Here is a 16,738-nt window from a genome sequence, read left to right as displayed (position 1 = left end):
ACAAAAAAACGAGAGGGAAATCCCCTCTCGTCAGTTGTCTTACTTCGTTCCGAATAAACGGTCACCAGCATCACCAAGACCTGGTACTACATATCCGTGATCATTTAATTTCTCATCTAATGCTGCTACATAAATATCAACATCAGGATGTTCTTCTTGTACTACTTTTACTCCTTCTGGAGCTGCAACGATACACATTAATTTAATTTGTTTTGCACCGCGCTTTTTCAGAGAGTTAATTGCTTCAGCTGCAGAACCACCTGTTGCTAGCATCGGATCTAGTACGATAAAGTCACGTTCTTCTACATCCGTTGGAAGTTTCACATAGTATTCTACCGGTTGTAACGTTTTAGGGTCACGGTATAAACCAACGTGTCCTACTTTTGCTGCTGGAATTAATTTCAGAATTCCATCAACCATTCCTAAACCTGCACGTAAAATCGGAATTAAACCAAGCTTTTTACCAGCGATCACTTTTGTTGTCGCTTTGCTTACAGGTGTTTCAATTTCAATGTCTTTAAGTGGAAGATCGCGAGTAATTTCGAAAGCCATTAAACTTGCTACTTCGTCCACTAATTCACGAAAATCTTTCGTACCTGTATTCTTATCGCGAATATATGTAATCTTATGTTGAATTAACGGGTGATCAAATACATACAGTTTTCCCATGTGAATCTCTCCTTTAGATGATATTCATGCGTTTGCACGCTTTTTTACACTATTTACGATTGTAAAGAAAACGCTACTAATATTCAAGGGCAAATTTGGCAAAATCATGATTTTACGATGAATCTATCTAGTATCTTTACCAATTATGGGAGCTGTATCCTTCATTATATCGCCAAAATTTATTCATCATTTGTATACATACTTAAAGAACAATATATGTCCAAAAAAAAAACTGCCAAAACAATTACGTCTCAGCAGTCTTCTTTAATCTATTATAGGTCTGTGTACATTGGGAATTTGCTCGTTAACGCTTCTACACGCTTACTTGCTTCTTCTAATGCAGCTTCATTTTCATGATTTTTTAATGTGTAAGCAATAAGTGACGCAATTTCATCCATTTCTTCTAAACCGAAACCACGAGATGTTACAGCTGCCGTACCGATACGTACACCGCTTGTTACAAATGGGCTTGCTGTTTCAAATGGAATTGTATTTTTGTTCACTGTAATACCAACTTCATCTAACACGTGCTCTGCTACTTTACCTGTGATTTCTAAGTTACGAACATCAATCAGGATTAAATGATTGTCTGTTCCACCAGAAACAAGTGTAAGTCCTTCTTTTTGAAGACCTTCAGCTAAGCGATTCGCATTATTAATGATATTTTGTGCATATGTTTTAAAATCATCTTGTAGTGTCTCACCAAATGCAACAGCTTTTGCAGCGATTACGTGCATAAGTGGACCACCTTGAATACCAGGGAAGATTGATTTATCAATTTGTTTTGCAAATTGCTCTTCACATAAAATCATACCACCACGTGGACCACGTAATGTTTTATGTGTTGTCGTTGTAACGAAATGCGCGTGTGGTACTGGGTTTGGATGTAAACCAGCAGCTACTAAACCAGCGATATGTGCCATATCAACCATAAAGTATGCACCCACTTCATCTGCAATCTCACGGAATCGTTTGAAATCGATAACACGAGGATATGCACTTGCACCTGCAACGATTAATTTTGGTTTATGTTCTTTCGCTTTTGCTAATACATCATCGTAATTAATACGGTGAGATTCAGCATCCACGCCATATTCTACGAAATTATATTGTACTCCACTGAAGTTAACAGGGCTTCCGTGTGTTAAGTGACCACCATGAGATAAATTCATACCAAGTACTGTATCGCCTTGCTCTAAAATCGTAAAGTATACTGCCATGTTCGCTTGTGCACCAGAATGTGGTTGAACATTTACATGCTCTGCACCAAAAATTTCTTTCGCGCGGTCACGTGCGATATCTTCCACTACGTCTACGTGCTCACAGCCACCATAGTAACGTTTTCCAGGATATCCCTCAGCATACTTATTCGTTAAAACAGAACCTTGCGCCTCCATTACTGCTTCACTTACGAAGTTTTCCGAAGCAATTAACTCAATCTTTGAACGCTGTCTTCCTAGTTCTGCCTCAATTGCAGCAAATACCTTTTCATCTTGACGTTTTAAATGATCCACCAAAATCCCCCTTTTCTGAACGAATTACATCGATTCCCAATAGTTTTTTCTCATTTATTCAGAAAAAACGAAAATTCAGGTTGTAATTCTTTCGAACCTTCATGTTTTCAACTACATTCTAACATGACTTTCTATATCATAAAAGAAAAAAAAGACCGAAAATCGGTCTTTTCTTTCTTCTATTATAAAGTCAGACTACATACCTTTTATCTTTCGATATAAAGCTATTATGCGACTTTATAATTTTTCATGTCTAACGGCAAGTTATAGTCTCTTCCTTCGCCGCATAAACAGCACGTGCTCCACCAATTAGTTTTCCACGTGTCGTTGCCATCGTTACATGCGCACTTCCAATTTCCTTCACACCTGTACGAACCGGAACAGCTACATGCTTTAAATGCATACCAATAAATGTATCACCAATATCCATTCCTGCATCTGCTTTAATAAACTCAATTACTACCGGATCTTTCAAATTGTGATACGCATATGTTGCTAATGCACCACCTGCTGATCTAACAGGCGTAACTGTTACAATTTCAAATTGATATTTCATCGCCAACTCTCTCTCAACTACTAAAGCACGGTTTAAATGCTCGCAACATTGAAACGCCAACTCAATACCTGTTTGTTCTTGAAATTGTTTTAACTCAGAAAAAATCGCCTCTGCTACTTCCATCGTTCCTGATGTCCCAATTCTTTCTCCTAGCACTTCGCTCGTGCTACACCCCACTACAAAAATTTGTCCACTTTGTAATGAAGCTTGTTCTTGGAAATCAGCAAGCGAAATTTGTAACTGTTCTCTTACCTTTACGATTTCTGTCATTACGCCTCTTCCTTTCACAGGTTGGTTCACCAAATTATATTTCATACTACTTCTAGTTAGAATCTATTACTTTGTTTCGTATGTTTTAATTTTCCCTACGCGGTTTTCGTGACGACCACCTTCATAGTCAGTTGTTAACCAAATTTTTGCGATGTCACGTGCTAGACCTGCACCAATTACACGCTCGCCCATTGCTAACATGTTCGTATCATTATGCTCTCTCGTTGCTTTCGCACTGAAAGTATCATGAACTAATGCACAACGAATACCATTTACTTTGTTTGCTGCAATTGACATACCGATGCCTGTCCCACAAACTAAAATACCACGATCTACCTCGCCATTCGCTACCATTTCCGCTGCTGGAAACGCAAAATCAGGGTAATCAACAGAACCAGCTTCACATTCACAACCTAAATCAATATATTCAATATTTAACTCTTCTAATAAACTTACAAGTTCTTTACGGATATTCATACCGCCGTGATCAGATGCTACTACTACTTTCATTTTTACCCCTCCAAAGTTTCAATCAATTATCTTCATTTCTCACTCGTTACCTTAACGGAACGAAGTAATCTCCAATATCGTATTATACACGAAACATCAACCTTCTGAATGTTTTTTCAGTAAAGTTTGTACAAGTTTTTCCATCTCTTCTAACGTTTCTTTATAAATAGAAAGTGAACCGCCAAATGGATCTGAAATATCCTTACTTATCCCCTCAGTTACTCCATATAATGTATCCACTTTCTTTTCAACACTCGGATAATGCCCAAGTACAATTTGCTTATGGTTTTCCGTCATTGTTACTACAATATCTGCCCAATCAATCAAAGCTTCATTTATCTGTTGCGAAGCATGATCGATTGTAATTCCCTTTTCAGCTAAAGCTTCCTTTGCATATATCGACGCATCACTTCCAGGATAGGCGAAAACACCAGCAGATTGCACTTCAAACTTCCCTTCTCCATGATGACGAAGTAACGCCTCAGCCATCGGGCTACGGCATGTATTTCCAGTGCAAATAAATAACACTCGTTCCATCCAAACCCACCCCTTTTCTTCTTTTTCCTATCTTTCATCATAACGTACATAAGAATAGAACAAAAGAAATGTGAATATACGAAAGGCGCATTTCTCTTATATTTTTTCTAAGAAAAATGCGCCTTATCCACATATATGTGAAACCCTATTTCCAAGTGCCTAGAGTATTTTAACATACATAGCAAGCGTACTACAAAACAAAAGAAGGAATCCATTTCATATGAAACGGATTCCTCTTATACAATAATTATTTCATTGTAACTTTCATTACTTCTGTTGAACCTTTTGTAGCTGTTACGCCTACAGTTGTTTTAATAGACTCAGCTGCATCTGTGTTTGTAATAACGATTGGAGTAATTGTACTTTTCGCTTTTTCACGGATTAATTCTAAGTCGAATGAGATTAATTTATCTCCAGCTTTTACAGCTTGGCCTTCAGAAACGTGAGCTTCGAAACCTTCGCCTTCCATTTTTACAGTTTCTAATCCAACGTGGATTAAAATTTCTGTACCGTTTTTCGCTTTAATTCCTACAGCATGTTTTGTGTGGAATAATTGTACGATTTCACCATCAACTGGAGATACAACTAGACCTTCAGTAGGATCGATTGCAACACCTTCACCCATCATACGACCAGCGAATACTGGATCTGGTACTTCTTCAATATTTTTCACTGCTCCAGTTAATGGAGCTACGATTGTTTCTTCATTTGTTTTTGAACCAAAACCGAATAATTTTTTAAACATAGGATAGTCCTCCTCATAATTTACCTAAAAGTTTATAGGGCAATCCCTAGTAAAACTCGGGATACATGTAAGACTTCATACTTCGAATATTATACTGTAAAAACGCTTTCGAAATAAATTACGTCATTACTAATAGACTCTTATTGTAGCTCTTTGCAAAATTCCAGTCAATTCTGATTGTCTGAATAACAATAAGAAGTTAACTTCTACTTATATTTTCTCTTTTTTTACCCGACTTGTCTAGAGGTCTTTACTACATTTTGCTTTTTGTCGCTAATTTGTAAAATTATTTTCAAACTTTTTTCGAAACCTACTTGACTAAAGTAAGTAACTATTTTATTATTACTTACATAAGATAAGTTAATAACTTTTAGGAGGGTTTTTGAAATGATGGATGTCGGTCTTCTTATTATTCGTCTTATTATAGGTATTACATTCATGGGTCATGGTGCTCAAAAACTATTTGGTTGGTTCGGCGGTTACGGTTTAAAAGGAACAGGCGGCTGGATGGAGTCAATCGGTTTACGTCCTGGTGTATTCATGGCATTTATGGCTGGCGCAACTGAATTATTAGGTGGCTTCTTATTCGCATCAGGTATTTTCACTGCAATTGGTTCATTATTTATCGTTGGAACAATGTTAATGGCAATCTTCACTGTTCACGGAAAAAATGGTTACTGGGTAACACAAAACGGATATGAATACAATTTAATGTTAATCGCTGTTGCTGTCGGAGTAGCTTTAATCGGACCTGGGGCATACGTTTTATTATAATTTTTATCTTGAATTCGAGATTATTTAGACGGAACTTACTTCGATCACAATGAAGTAAGTTCTTTTTATGTAATAAAAATATTATTTTCAGCAGGAGTTTTCCACTAACATCTTGTAAACAAACAATAAGTCGTCATATTTAGAAAGGGGATTTTACGCATGTTATCCATTAATCCAAATGAACAAACGGAAAAAGAGAATTACAAATTATTAACGGGAAGTATCATTCCACGCCCTGTCGCATTCGTTACTTCTGTAACAAAAGACGGCGTATTAAACGGAGCACCGTATAGCTATTTCAATATTGTCGCTGCTAATCCACCACTTATCTCAGTTTCTGTACAACGAAAAGCAGGAACACCGAAAGATACTTCTCGAAACGCAATCGAAAAGGGTGAGTTTGTCGTACATATTTCTGATGAATCTTACGTAGAAGCAATTAACGAAACAGCGGCTAACCTCCCGCCAAATGAAAGCGAAATTGAACTAGCAAAACTAACACCAATTGAAAGTGATGTTATCTCCGTTCCAGGTGTAAAAGAAGCAAATATTCGAATGGAGTGCGTACTAGAACGCGCAATCCCTCTTGGCGGAACAGAAGACTCACCAGCTTGCGATCTACTAATCGGACGCGTCGTTCGTTTCCACGTCGCAGAACACCTATACGAAAACGGCCGCATTCATGCAGAAGGACTAAAACCAGTAAGCCGTCTAGCAGGACACAACTACGCAAAACTAGGAGAACAATTTGAATTGGTAAGGCCTATCTAAAAGTGGAAGTGGCCCGCTTAGCTCTGACCGGCTAAGGTTCTCTCGCACAAAAGGTGCTTTTTACCTTTCGTGCGGGAGGTTGTTAGATGCGAAGAGCTAGTCGCTGGAACCGGACATATCTAAAAGCGGAGGCGGCTCGTTCAGAATCGCAGGGCATTGGAGCTCTCGACCTTGAAGTGCTTTTTGCTTCGAGCGAGAGAGCGAATGTAACTCAATTACTTCCATCACTCAAACATCAAATCCCCTGCTATTTAGCAAGGGATTTTATCATTGTAATTCTTCCTTTTTTTCCTCTAAAGTAGATACTTTCTCTTTTTTCGGTTTCCCAAGCTTAATTACTAAGAAATATAGGGAAAGCAATGTAATAAGAAAAACGATTATAAACGGATACGGAGAATAAAAGGCACGCGCTGCCTCCGTTTTTCCCGCAACAAACTTCAATGACTCAATATCTAAAAACTCAGCAAACATTTGTACACCGAGCATACTAAACCAAAAAACAAAAAAACTAATAATAATACCAAAAACTTGCTTCAATCTCGTCATTCATCTCATCCTTTCTATATCTATAATTTTTTAGCGCAATCAGTATAGTATAAATAAAACTATGCACAGAAAGGAGCTATCTTACCATTCGCGAATTAACTTCATCCAACCTAAAATTGAAATTTGCAAAATAATACCCCAAATAACAAGCCGTATTAACCACCTAGGGAAAAAAGTTAAAAATCGAATATACCATTCCAATAATTTATTCATAACTCCCTCCTATTTAAAATTATATAGGAAAAAGGAGATATAATCCAAATCCAACGAGAATGATACCACCTACTATCTCGCCATATGTGCCGAGCATATCTTTTGCATGTCTACCAATTAATAAACCAATCCACGCTAATAACATACTAACAAATCCAAAAAGTAATATCGTAATAATTGTCTGCGCCCCGTAAATACCAAGACTAAGGCCTACTGAAAAACTATCTATACTAACGCCAAATGCAAATACGAATAAACTAATTCCAATAGGGGCCGTTCTAGTCTCTTCATTCTCCAAAATAGATGAATACACAATATAGAATCCTAGTCCAATTAATAAAATAGCACCTGCAAAATGTGCAATGTCTCCATACTGTTCTGATAAAAAACGACCTAATACCATCCCTATAAATGGCATGATAATATGAAATATCCCTATAGTCATACCGATATACAGGATTTGTCTTAACTTTAAGGTCATCATCCCCATACCAAGACTCACCGAGAACGCATCCATCCCTAAAGCGAATGCCATAATTATTAAAGGTATTAGCTGTTCAAACGTCATTCATGTCCCTCCTCGGACGTGCTACTTCAAAATATGCTTATCCGAGGAGAAATATTCGGTTTGCTAATCGTACCTTACGATTCAGTAATAACCTGATGGCCTGCCGCTTTCGTTAAGCGATTCATAATGGCATTCCCTATTCCTTCATTCGGGAATGATTCACTAAAAATAACATCCACTTCACTTGCATCAAACGTTCTAAGTACATCATATAATTTAGTCGCAACGCTAGCTAAATCGCTTCGAACACCACAAGATAATACAACATCCGCGCTATATACATGCTGATATTCTTCCGTCGTTAATACACCTACTTTAAATCCTTCTTCCTTTTTCTTATCCACAATAAGCTGAATAAATTCACGTGAGCCCTCAACAATACTAAGCGGCGCTTTCGGTGCATAATGTGTATATTTCATTCCAGGTGATTTCGGTTTTTCCTTCTCATCCTTTAAAGCCGGATCTAAAGAAACAGTACCGATTACCGCTTCTAATTGTTCTTTCGTAATCCCACCTGGGCGTAATATCGTTGGAACCTCGCTCGTACAATCAATTACAGTCGATTCAACACCTACTCCCGTCGCACCACCATCTACAATACCTGCAATTTTCTCATTTAAATCTTCATATACGTGAGAAGCTAGTGTCGGACTTGGGCGCCCAGAGCGATTCGCACTCGGTGCTGCAACAGGCACATTTGCCTCTTCAATAAGAGCAAGCGCTACTGGATGATCAGGCATTCTTACTCCAACCGTATTAAGTCCTGCCGTCACCTTCTCTGAAATCCCTTCTTTTCTAGGTAAAATAATTGTTAACGGGCCTGGCCAAAAATGCTCCATTAACTTCTCTGCAACTGGCGGGATTTCTTTCACAATCCCATCTAACTGTGATTTTGTACCGATGTGGACAATAAGTGGATTATCACTCGGTCTTCCTTTCGCTTCAAAAATTTTCGCGATTGCTTCATCATTCATCGCGTTTGCACCTAGTCCATATACCGTTTCTGTAGGGAAGGCAATCGCCTCATTTTCCCTTAATAATTTTGCTGCTTCTTGTAACTGTGGATAATATTTTTTTCTTTCCACAACATTATCCACAACCCACATATTTGTATGCATTTTTTCCCACGTCCTTTTCTACCCTGAAATACTTGTCTATTTTTAGTTTACTATGAGATTTATCCAAAAGACAAACAAGGTTTATCCACAAAATGTGGATAAACCTAATTAATCCGTGGATAACTTTGTGAATAGCTGACAATTTAGTATTATTGCATTTGGCTCTTTTATATTTTTACAAAAGTGTTCTAACTGTCGAATTCCCTCTGGTACGTTTTCTTTCTCTATAGTAACAAAGTCAAAAAACTGAAAGATTGTTATAGATTGTGGATGATTTGTTAGTAAGTACAATTGTCGAATATTTTTTTCGTTCATATACTGCAAAAACATTTCAAAAAAATATAAGAAAGTCTGTTTATCCACATTAGGTGTGAATAAACAAGAACGAATCAGTGCGTGTTCTTCACTTTGTTCATATCCGATGACAGCCCGTATTTCTTCCGCCTCTTCCAAAATCATAAATTGCGCGTACAACTCATTTATTTTATCATCTTTTTTATTAGCTTGTCCGAAAAAAGAATGCAATCTTTCCACATCTGTTTTCGTAGCAAAATATACTTTCTTCATAGTAAATCCCTCCTCTTTGTTATATATGAGAAGGGACCTACTAATAGTACTATTTAGAGAATAAAGATGTAAAAGCTTCTACAATAAATAACTTAACTTCTGGCTTTTCTTCTTCCTCCTCTACTTTTACATACTCATTTTGTTTTTCTTGCTTTTGTTCCACAGGTTTCTCCACTTTTTCCACAGCTTTTGTTTCTTCTTTACTTACAGGTTGTTCTTCTACTTTTGTTTCATTTTTTACTACTTTCTTTTCAGAAGCTGTTACTTTTTTTGCGACTTCCTGCTTTACAGCTTTCTTTTCTTTCACCTCATCCTCTTTTTTCTCTTCTGTATTTACTACTTCTTCATCATCTATTTTTTTTACTTGCTCCTCTTCAGGAGATTCAGCCTTCACAACATGTTCTTCTTTCCTTACAGCTGTACCACTTGAAAAATCTAAGAAACACATCGGTGGAAATAATACACACCACCAGTTTGCCCCTTCCCCTTCCCCAATTGTAATCAATACCGCCTCATATTCCCCTGCTGGATAAATAAAATTACCATATACCTTTGTAGGGAACTTTACATTCTTACTAAATTTCACTTGAAATGAATCTTTACTTCCTTCTTTTTTCAACGTATTTGCCACTGTTTTTTCGATTTCTGGAATATGACTTTGAATGACTTTACGTGCCTCTTCAAATGAAGTTAAATCTGCTACCCATCCATCAATTTGTGCTTTTACTTCATCACGCACTTTGCGCTTTAAAGCCTGATCTTTATCTGAATCACTATTTGCTAAAATCCGTAATCGAACGGCCTCTTTCGGAATAACTGAAGGCCCTTTCGCATCAGCTTTCATATATCCAAACTGCACAAGCAACTGTGCACCAATTAATAATAGAAGAAGATAAGCAATAACTTGTTTTTTCATTTCCTCCACCGTCCCTTCTACAAACAGTGTGGACAGACTTTCATCTTTCTAAACTATTAAATTCAAAATCTATATAAATTTTTCCACAAAAAAATAGAGTAAGGTGTGAACCTTACTCCATCTCTGCAAATACCATACGATCTTTTCCATTAATATCAAAAACAACCTCAACATGAGCATGTGGAAAAGCTTGTTGTAACAACCCTTTTACATCCTCACCTTGCCCTACTCCAATTTCAAATGCCACAATTGCTTTCTTCTGCAACACATTCGGCAACTCTTCCATAAAACGGCGATAGAAATCTAATCCGTCTTCACCGCCAACAAGTGCTCTCTTTGGCTCATGCTCTTTCACCACAGGAGAAAGGCCACGCCAATCCTCTTCCGGTATATATGGAGGGTTTGAAACAACAACATCTAACTTTTGACCTGTTTTATAAAATGGTGACAATAAATCACCATGATAGAACGTTACTTCTGCGCCCAAAGTTTTTGCATTTTCTTTTGCAACTTCAATTGACTCTTGTGCAATATCTACTGTATACACATGAAGATTTTTATTTTCTAAAGCAAGCGTAATAGAAATCGCTCCACTACCTGTACCAATGTCCGCCACATGTAGTTTCTCATCGCCAAAATGACGCTCGATTCTTTCTAACACTCCCACTATAAGCTCTTCTGTTTCCGGTCTGGGTATTAATACTTCTTCATTCACAAAGAACGACCGTCCATAAAACATTTCATAACCAATCATATATTGAATAGGAATACCTTCTACATGCTTGTGAATAAACTCCGTAAAACTCGTTTCTTGTTCCACAGTTATTTCTTCACGCATATTCATGAGCATTCCCGTTCTGTTCGTCTTTAATACATGACAAAGGACAAGTTCTCCCGCATTTTCATCTCGTCCATTTCCCTGTAAAAAAGAAGAAGCCCATTTCAGGGCTTCATAGACACGCATTACTCAGCTGCCTCCATCTTTTGAGCCTGATCTTCCATCACTAAGGCATTGATGAAATCATCTAACTTACCTTGTAAGATTTGATCTAGCTTTTGAATCGTTAAACCGATTCGATGGTCTGTAACGCGGTTTTGCGGGAAATTATACGTACGAATACGCTCTGAACGATCACCCGTACCAACAGCTTGTTTACGGTTTTGATCATACTCAGCTTGCGCTTCTTGTCTAAACTTATCATAAACACGTGCGCGTAATACTTTCATCGCTTTTTCTTTATTCTTGATTTGTGATTTCTCATCCTGACACGATACAACTACACCAGTCGGTAAATGCGTTAAACGTACCGCTGACATCGTTGTATTAACACTTTGTCCACCAGGACCACTAGAAGCAAACGTATCAACACGAACATCTTTTTCATGAATACTAATTTCTACTTCTTCTGCCTCTGGTAATACAGCTACAGTTGCTGTAGATGTATGAATACGTCCACCAGATTCCGTTTCAGGAACACGTTGTACACGGTGAGCACCATTCTCGAATTTCAGCTTCGCGAACGCACCTTTACCGTTAATCATAAAGATAATCTCTTTATATCCACCTAACTCTGTATAGCTCGCTTCGATAATTTCAGTTTTCCAACCTTGTACCTCAGCATAACGGCTATACATACGATATAAATCACCAGCAAATAAAGCGGCCTCGTCACCACCAGCAGCACCACGAACCTCAACGATAACGTTTTTATCATCATTAGGGTCTTTTGGAACAAGTAAAATTTTCAGACGCTCTGACAATTCTTTATCTTGCCCTTCTAATTCAGAAACCTCTTCTTTTACCATGTCACGCATATCAGCGTCTAACTTATCTTCTAACATTGCTTTTGCATCTCTTAATTGCTCACGAACATCTTTATACTCACGGTACACCTCTACCGTTTCCTGCATATCAGATTGTTCCTTTGAATACTCACGAAGCTTATTCGTATCACTAATAACCTCTGGATCACTTAACAATTCATTTAACTTCTCATAACGATCTTCTACAGCCTGCAAACGATCTAACACACCATTCACCTCTACATCCTAGTATCTAATACAAATAGTATATGGTACTTAATCAAAAAAACGCAAATTATATTTAAAAGCGTAAGCGGCTTGCTCAGAATCGCAGGACATTGGAACTCTCGACCTTGAAGCGCTCTTTGCTTCGAGCGAGAGAGTGAAATGGCCGGAGATTCTAGCCGCTGGAGCTAGATAATATTTAAAAGCGCAAGCGGCTTGCTCAGCTCTGACTGCTAAAGTTCTTAGCTGTACGAAGAGCTGGCCACCAATCTTCATCTATTTTCGAAAAAAACCCGCTCTACATAGCGAGTTTCATTTATCTTTGTTTTGTAGGTACTGCATGACAATGACGACAACGTGGTTCATACGATTCTGAAGCCCCAACTAAAATAATTGGATCATCAAATGCCGCTGGTTCTCCATCGATTAAACGTTGCGTACGACTTGCAGGAGATCCGCATGCAGAACACACTGCCTGCAACTTAGTTACATGTTCAGCAATCGCCATCAGCTGAGGAACTTGTCCAAATGGTAGACCACGGAAATCTTGGTCTAATCCAGCTACAATGACACGATAGCCACGATTTGCCAATACTTGCACCACTTCCACAATGTCCCCATCAAAAAATTGTACCTCATCGATTGCAATAACATCCATTTCTTCTGCTACATGGTTAAATATATCTTTTGAAGCTGAAACAGGAACTGCTTTAACCTTTAATCCATTATGTGATACAACATCTTCTTCACTATAACGATTATCAATACATGGTTTAAATACAATCGCATGTTGTTTCGCAAATTGCGTACGTCGTATACGGCGGATGAGCTCTTCTGATTTTCCAGAAAACATACTCCCGCAAATCACTTCAATCCAACCATTTTGATTCATTAAGTACATTGAGCTCTCCTTTCATCTACTTTCCTAATCCAAAGTAGGGTAAAGGTTTAATATTTTTGCAAAAAAAACAGACAAGCGAATACATACACTTGCCTGTTTTATGTTCTTTATTACTTGATACCGTATTTCTTATTGAAGCGGTCAACACGTCCGTCTGCAGTAGCAAACTTCTGACGTCCAGTGTAGAATGGGTGAGAATCAGAACTGATCTCAATTTTTAGTAATGGATAAGTGTTACCATCTTCCCACTCAACAGTTTCGCTAGAGCCTTTAGTAGACCCGCTTAAGAATTTGAAGCCTGTGTTCGTGTCCATAAATACAACTTTATTGTAATTTGGATGGATTCCTGCTTTCATTCTTTTCATCTCCTTCCGCCCTGAATCATTTTCGAAACAGAGTTTTTCATCTTCAGCTGCTTGCACAACTATATTGATGAAACACATATGATGAAATTATAACAAGGCTAACTCCATTTTGCAACTACCTGTTTTTGTCTTTTTAAAATTTAAAAGCGCAACCGGCTCGTTCAGAATCGCAGGACATTGGAGCTCTCGACCAAGAAGCGCTTTTTGCTTCGACCGAGAGAGCGAAATGGCCGGAGATTCTAGCTGCTGAAGCTGGATATAATTAAAAGCGCAAGCGGCTCTTTCAGAATCCGGGACACTTCAAACTCTCGACCCAAATATAATTTTTATCTCAAAAAATAAAATTTTTCCCATATATTACTCTCTCTAATATTCCCTTAAAAAACATAAAAAACTCGCTTACTACGAAATAAGCGAGTCCCAATCTTTTCCCTTTACTTAGTTGTTACATATCTTTTTGAGTCTGCAACAATGTTTTGTAAAAATTCTTCATTTGTCTTTGTTTGACGAAGTTTACGTAAGAAACCTTCGACAAAGTCTGGTGTATCACGCATTGTTTTACGAATACCCCATAGCTTGTCTAAATGTTCTTTCGGAATTAATAGATCTTCTTTACGTGTACCAGAACGGCGAATATCAATTGCCGGGAAGATACGACGCTCAGCTAATGAACGATCTAAGTGAAGTTCCATATTTCCAGTTCCTTTAAATTCTTCGTAAATTACATCGTCCATACGAGATCCTGTATCAACAAGCGCTGTTGCTAAAATCGTTAAGCTACCGCCTTCTTCAATATTACGTGCAGCTCCAAAGAAACGCTTCGGTCTATGGAAGGCAGCTGGGTCGATACCACCCGATAATGTTCTACCACTTGGTGGAATAACAAGGTTGTAAGCTCGCGCTAAACGGGTAATACTATCCATTAAAATGATAACATCTTTCTTGTGCTCTACAAGACGCATTGCACGTTCTAACACAAGTTCCGCTACTTTAATATGATTTTCTGGTACTTCATCAAAAGTAGAGCTTACAACATCTCCTTTAACAGAACGTTCAATGTCTGTTACTTCCTCTGGACGCTCATCAATTAAAAGTACAATTAATTCAGCTTCCGGATGATTTGTTGTAACACTGTGTGCAATTTCTTTTAATAGACTCGTTTTACCAGCCTTTGGAGGCGCGACAATTAAACCACGTTGTCCAAATCCAACTGGTGCGATTAAATCCATGATGCGTGTCGGTAACTTTTTCGGTTCCGTTTCCAATTTCATTTGGCGATCTGGGTATAATGGTGTTAATGCAGGGAAATGCACACGCTCTTTTGCTGACTCTGGATCATCTCCGTTTACAGCTTCAACTTGTAATAATCCAAAATAGCGTTCATTTTCTTTCGGAGGTCGTACTTTACCAGAAACCTTGTCTCCATTACGTAAATCGAAACGACGAATTTGCGAAGCTGAGATATAAATATCTTCTGAGCTTGGAGAGTAGTTAATAGGACGTAGGAATCCAAATCCTTCTGATTGAATAATTTCTAATACGCCTTCCATGAAGAAGAAGCCTTCTTTTTCTGCTCGAGCTTTTAAAATGGCGAAGATTAACTCTTTTTTCGTTAATTTGCTATAATACGAAATCTTAAATTCCTTCGCAAGCTCGTATAACTCTTTTAATTTCATGTTTTCTAATGCTGCAATTGACAAATTCATTCAGACACCACACTTTAACGTTATTCTCTTTTCACATGGGTAAAGGGAAAAAATACGGAAGGCAAATAATTAATAATGAAAGGCAATAAGTTCAAGTAGGGTAATATTCACTATTGTAACCCTTTTATCTAGTTTTAATCAATACGTTGAAACACAAATACAAGAAGCGAAGACAAGAAAATTTGTCTTCGCTTTTATTTAACCTAGTTCCAGTAGCTAGTATGGTCAGGAGCTACAATGCCTTCCCCTTCTCAGCAAGCCACCTCCGCTTTTTACTCAATCCAGTTCCAGCGGCTAGAATCTCCGGTCATTTCACTCTCTCGCTCGAAGCAAAAAGCGCTTCAAGGTCCAGAGTTCCAATGCCCTGCGATTCTGAACGAGCCGCTTCCACTTTTTATTTAATAACCAAGTTCGGTTTTTTATTCAAGCTATGACGTCCGTCTACGAAGCGTACTGTGCCTGATTTTGCACGCATAACAAGGGATTGTGTTGTTCCTACGCTACCTTTAAATTGAACGCCGCGTAATAGTTCTCCGTCTGTTACGCCTGTTGCCGCAAAGATTGCATCGTCACCTTTTACTAAGTCTTCCATGCGAAGGATACGATTTATATCTTCAATACCCATTTTTTTACAACGAGCTAATTCAGCTTCATTTTGAGGCAGAAGCTTTCCGTGGATTTCTCCACCTAAACATTTTAATGCAACTGCTGCTAATACACCCTCAGGTGCTCCACCAGAGCCGAATAAAATATCTACACCTGTGCGATCAAATGCAGTGTTAATTGCTCCAGCCACATCGCCATCGTTAATTAATTTAATACGAGCACCAGCTTTACGAATTTCTTCGATAATCGCTTGATGACGTGGACGGTTTAAAACTGTCGCTACAACATCTTCAATATCTTTATTTTTCGCTTTCGCAACCGCACGTAAGTTATCGATAATAGGCGCATCAATATCGACCGCCCCAACCGCTTCTGGGCCAACCGCGATTTTATCCATGTACATGTCAGGAGCATGTAACAAATTACCATGATCTGCAATTGCAATAACAGCAAGAGCATTCCATCCACCAGCTGCTACGATGTTTGTCCCTTCTAAAGGATCAACCGCAACGTCTACACGTGGTCCATATCCTGTACCTAATTTCTCTCCGATATACAGCATTGGTGCTTCGTCCATCTCGCCTTCACCAATTACAACTGTACCTTTCATCGGGATTGTATCAAATACATCACGCATAGCTGATGTTGCTGCACCGTCTGCCTCATCCTTTTTCCCGCGCCCCATCCAACGCGCTGATGATAATGCTGCAGCCTCTGTTACACGTACTAACTCCATAGATAAACTTCTTTCCACGATAATCCCTCTCCTTTAAGTCTTTATATTTCTGCCGTATTTTGTGAACCGTGTTTCTCTACAAAGTATACTTCCGCAAGTAGTGATGCTTCGCTTCCCCCTTG

Annotated in this window: 20 protein-coding genes; 2 read left to right on the top strand and 18 right to left on the bottom strand. The window is 38.3% G+C overall.

From position 1 onward, the window contains the following. Positions 1-39: 39 nt before the first annotated feature. The 6 genes from upp to CER22_RS04200 all read right to left on the bottom strand — a co-directional run bounded on the left by upp (position 40) and on the right by CER22_RS04200 (position 4,801). Complete coding sequence (gene upp, locus CER22_RS04230) at positions 40-669, bottom strand: uracil phosphoribosyltransferase (protein ID WP_000517539.1); 630 nt, start codon at positions 667-669, stop codon at positions 40-42. Between the two features lie 272 nt (positions 670-941). Next, positions 942-2,183 (bottom strand): serine hydroxymethyltransferase, encoded by a 1,242-nt coding sequence (gene glyA, locus CER22_RS04225; RefSeq protein ID WP_000349796.1) that lies wholly within the window; start codon positions 2,181-2,183, stop codon positions 942-944. 253 nt (positions 2,184-2,436) lie between these two features. Continuing rightward, positions 2,437-3,054 carry a TIGR01440 family protein gene (locus CER22_RS04220; RefSeq protein ID WP_095205689.1) on the bottom strand — a complete coding sequence of 206 codons (618 nt, stop codon included), beginning with the start codon at positions 3,052-3,054 and terminating at the stop codon, positions 2,437-2,439. A 21-nt stretch (positions 3,055-3,075) separates the two neighbouring features. Then, positions 3,076-3,519 carry a ribose 5-phosphate isomerase B gene (gene rpiB, locus CER22_RS04215; protein ID WP_000869917.1) on the bottom strand — a complete coding sequence of 148 codons (444 nt, stop codon included), beginning with the start codon at positions 3,517-3,519 and terminating at the stop codon, positions 3,076-3,078. Positions 3,520-3,615: 96 nt separating this feature from the next. Beyond that, positions 3,616-4,056, bottom strand: coding sequence for a low molecular weight protein arginine phosphatase (locus CER22_RS04210; RefSeq protein WP_048542685.1), 441 nt, complete (start codon positions 4,054-4,056; stop codon positions 3,616-3,618). A gap of 247 nt (positions 4,057-4,303) precedes the next feature. Next, positions 4,304-4,801 carry a PTS sugar transporter subunit IIA gene (locus tag CER22_RS04200; protein WP_087985978.1) on the bottom strand — a complete coding sequence of 166 codons (498 nt, stop codon included), beginning with the start codon at positions 4,799-4,801 and terminating at the stop codon, positions 4,304-4,306. A 387-nt stretch (positions 4,802-5,188) separates the two neighbouring features. On the opposite strand from CER22_RS04200, the gene CER22_RS04195 reads away from it, so the two are divergent. Then, positions 5,189-5,575 carry a DoxX family protein gene (locus CER22_RS04195; protein ID WP_088608234.1) on the top strand — a complete coding sequence of 129 codons (387 nt, stop codon included), beginning with the start codon at positions 5,189-5,191 and terminating at the stop codon, positions 5,573-5,575. Positions 5,576-5,734: 159 nt separating this feature from the next. Next, complete coding sequence (locus CER22_RS04190) at positions 5,735-6,346, top strand: flavin reductase family protein (protein ID WP_073517195.1); 612 nt, start codon at positions 5,735-5,737, stop codon at positions 6,344-6,346. A gap of 267 nt (positions 6,347-6,613) precedes the next feature. On the opposite strand, the gene CER22_RS04180 is transcribed toward CER22_RS04190, so the two are convergent. The 12 genes from CER22_RS04180 to glpX form a co-directional block, all read right to left on the bottom strand. Beyond that, positions 6,614-6,892 (bottom strand): DUF3935 domain-containing protein, encoded by a 279-nt coding sequence (locus CER22_RS04180; protein WP_048542692.1) that lies wholly within the window; start codon positions 6,890-6,892, stop codon positions 6,614-6,616. Between the two features lie 81 nt (positions 6,893-6,973). Then, a complete protein-coding gene (locus CER22_RS33590) occupies positions 6,974-7,105 on the bottom strand; it encodes a hypothetical protein (protein ID WP_255288440.1) in 132 nt (43 codons plus the stop codon). Positions 7,106-7,124: 19 nt separating this feature from the next. After that, positions 7,125-7,673, bottom strand: coding sequence for a manganese efflux pump MntP (locus tag CER22_RS04175; protein ID WP_048542694.1), 549 nt, complete (start codon positions 7,671-7,673; stop codon positions 7,125-7,127). A gap of 74 nt (positions 7,674-7,747) precedes the next feature. Beyond that, a complete protein-coding gene (locus CER22_RS04170; RefSeq protein WP_048560279.1) occupies positions 7,748-8,791 on the bottom strand; it encodes an L-threonylcarbamoyladenylate synthase in 1,044 nt (347 codons plus the stop codon). A gap of 108 nt (positions 8,792-8,899) precedes the next feature. Beyond that, positions 8,900-9,358, bottom strand: coding sequence for a mechanosensitive ion channel protein (locus tag CER22_RS04165; RefSeq protein WP_088608232.1), 459 nt, complete (start codon positions 9,356-9,358; stop codon positions 8,900-8,902). 49 nt (positions 9,359-9,407) lie between these two features. Further along, positions 9,408-10,274: a stage II sporulation protein R gene (gene spoIIR / locus CER22_RS04160; RefSeq protein WP_088608334.1), complete on the bottom strand. Its 867-nt coding sequence runs from the start codon at positions 10,272-10,274 to the stop codon at positions 9,408-9,410. Positions 10,275-10,386: 112 nt separating this feature from the next. Further along, the gene (prmC, locus tag CER22_RS04155; RefSeq protein WP_088608231.1) at positions 10,387-11,238 is read right to left on the bottom strand and encodes a peptide chain release factor N(5)-glutamine methyltransferase; all 852 of its coding nucleotides are present in this window, start codon (positions 11,236-11,238) and stop codon (positions 10,387-10,389) included. Further along, positions 11,238-12,305, bottom strand: coding sequence for a peptide chain release factor 1 (gene prfA, locus CER22_RS04150; protein ID WP_002096180.1), 1,068 nt, complete (start codon positions 12,303-12,305; stop codon positions 11,238-11,240). Before prfA ends, prmC begins: the two co-directional genes overlap by 1 nt. 313 nt (positions 12,306-12,618) lie before the next feature. Next, positions 12,619-13,203: a thymidine kinase gene (locus CER22_RS04140; RefSeq protein WP_000281084.1), complete on the bottom strand. Its 585-nt coding sequence runs from the start codon at positions 13,201-13,203 to the stop codon at positions 12,619-12,621. A gap of 110 nt (positions 13,204-13,313) precedes the next feature. Beyond that, complete coding sequence (locus CER22_RS04135) at positions 13,314-13,559, bottom strand: type B 50S ribosomal protein L31 (RefSeq protein ID WP_000643447.1); 246 nt, start codon at positions 13,557-13,559, stop codon at positions 13,314-13,316. Positions 13,560-14,002: 443 nt separating this feature from the next. Beyond that, a complete protein-coding gene (gene rho / locus CER22_RS04130; protein ID WP_001053898.1) occupies positions 14,003-15,274 on the bottom strand; it encodes a transcription termination factor Rho in 1,272 nt (423 codons plus the stop codon). A gap of 394 nt (positions 15,275-15,668) precedes the next feature. Further along, positions 15,669-16,634: a class II fructose-bisphosphatase gene (glpX, locus tag CER22_RS04125; RefSeq protein ID WP_000442336.1), complete on the bottom strand. Its 966-nt coding sequence runs from the start codon at positions 16,632-16,634 to the stop codon at positions 15,669-15,671. Between the last annotated feature and the right edge of the window lie 104 nt (positions 16,635-16,738).

Source organism: Bacillus sp. K2I17, assembly GCF_002209985.1.
GTDB classification, from domain to species: domain Bacteria; phylum Bacillota; class Bacilli; order Bacillales; family Bacillaceae_G; genus Bacillus_A; species Bacillus_A wiedmannii.
Note: the sequence above shows the minus strand (reverse complement) of the source record. Positions and strands in the feature narration are given on the sequence as shown.

Excerpts from the sequence above, each read along its gene's own strand:
- CER22_RS04190 (WP_073517195.1), top strand. The coding sequence starts at position 5,735 with ATGTTATCCATTAATCCAAATGAACAAACGGAAAAAGAGAATTACAAA.
- CER22_RS04195 (WP_088608234.1), top strand. The coding sequence starts at position 5,189 with ATGATGGATGTCGGTCTTCTTATTATTCGTCTTATTATAGGTATTACA.
- CER22_RS04180 (WP_048542692.1), bottom strand. The coding sequence starts at position 6,892 with ATGACGAGATTGAAGCAAGTTTTTGGTATTATTATTAGTTTTTTTGTT.
- CER22_RS04210 (WP_048542685.1), bottom strand. The coding sequence starts at position 4,056 with ATGGAACGAGTGTTATTTATTTGCACTGGAAATACATGCCGTAGCCCG.
- CER22_RS04140 (WP_000281084.1), bottom strand. The coding sequence starts at position 13,203 with ATGTACTTAATGAATCAAAATGGTTGGATTGAAGTGATTTGCGGGAGT.
- CER22_RS04170 (WP_048560279.1), bottom strand. The coding sequence starts at position 8,791 with ATGCATACAAATATGTGGGTTGTGGATAATGTTGTGGAAAGAAAAAAA.
- prmC (WP_088608231.1), bottom strand. The coding sequence starts at position 11,238 with ATGCGTGTCTATGAAGCCCTGAAATGGGCTTCTTCTTTTTTACAGGGA.
- CER22_RS04165 (WP_088608232.1), bottom strand. The coding sequence starts at position 9,358 with ATGAAGAAAGTATATTTTGCTACGAAAACAGATGTGGAAAGATTGCAT.
- CER22_RS33590 (WP_255288440.1), bottom strand. The coding sequence starts at position 7,105 with ATGAATAAATTATTGGAATGGTATATTCGATTTTTAACTTTTTTCCCT.
- rpiB (WP_000869917.1), bottom strand. The coding sequence starts at position 3,519 with ATGAAAGTAGTAGTAGCATCTGATCACGGCGGTATGAATATCCGTAAA.
- spoIIR (WP_088608334.1), bottom strand. The coding sequence starts at position 10,274 with ATGAAAAAACAAGTTATTGCTTATCTTCTTCTATTATTAATTGGTGCA.
- upp (WP_000517539.1), bottom strand. The coding sequence starts at position 669 with ATGGGAAAACTGTATGTATTTGATCACCCGTTAATTCAACATAAGATT.
- CER22_RS04135 (WP_000643447.1), bottom strand. The coding sequence starts at position 13,559 with ATGAAAGCAGGAATCCATCCAAATTACAATAAAGTTGTATTTATGGAC.
- CER22_RS04200 (WP_087985978.1), bottom strand. The coding sequence starts at position 4,801 with ATGTTTAAAAAATTATTCGGTTTTGGTTCAAAAACAAATGAAGAAACA.
- CER22_RS04175 (WP_048542694.1), bottom strand. The coding sequence starts at position 7,673 with ATGACGTTTGAACAGCTAATACCTTTAATAATTATGGCATTCGCTTTA.
- CER22_RS04220 (WP_095205689.1), bottom strand. The coding sequence starts at position 3,054 with ATGAAATATAATTTGGTGAACCAACCTGTGAAAGGAAGAGGCGTAATG.
- rho (WP_001053898.1), bottom strand. The coding sequence starts at position 15,274 with ATGAATTTGTCAATTGCAGCATTAGAAAACATGAAATTAAAAGAGTTA.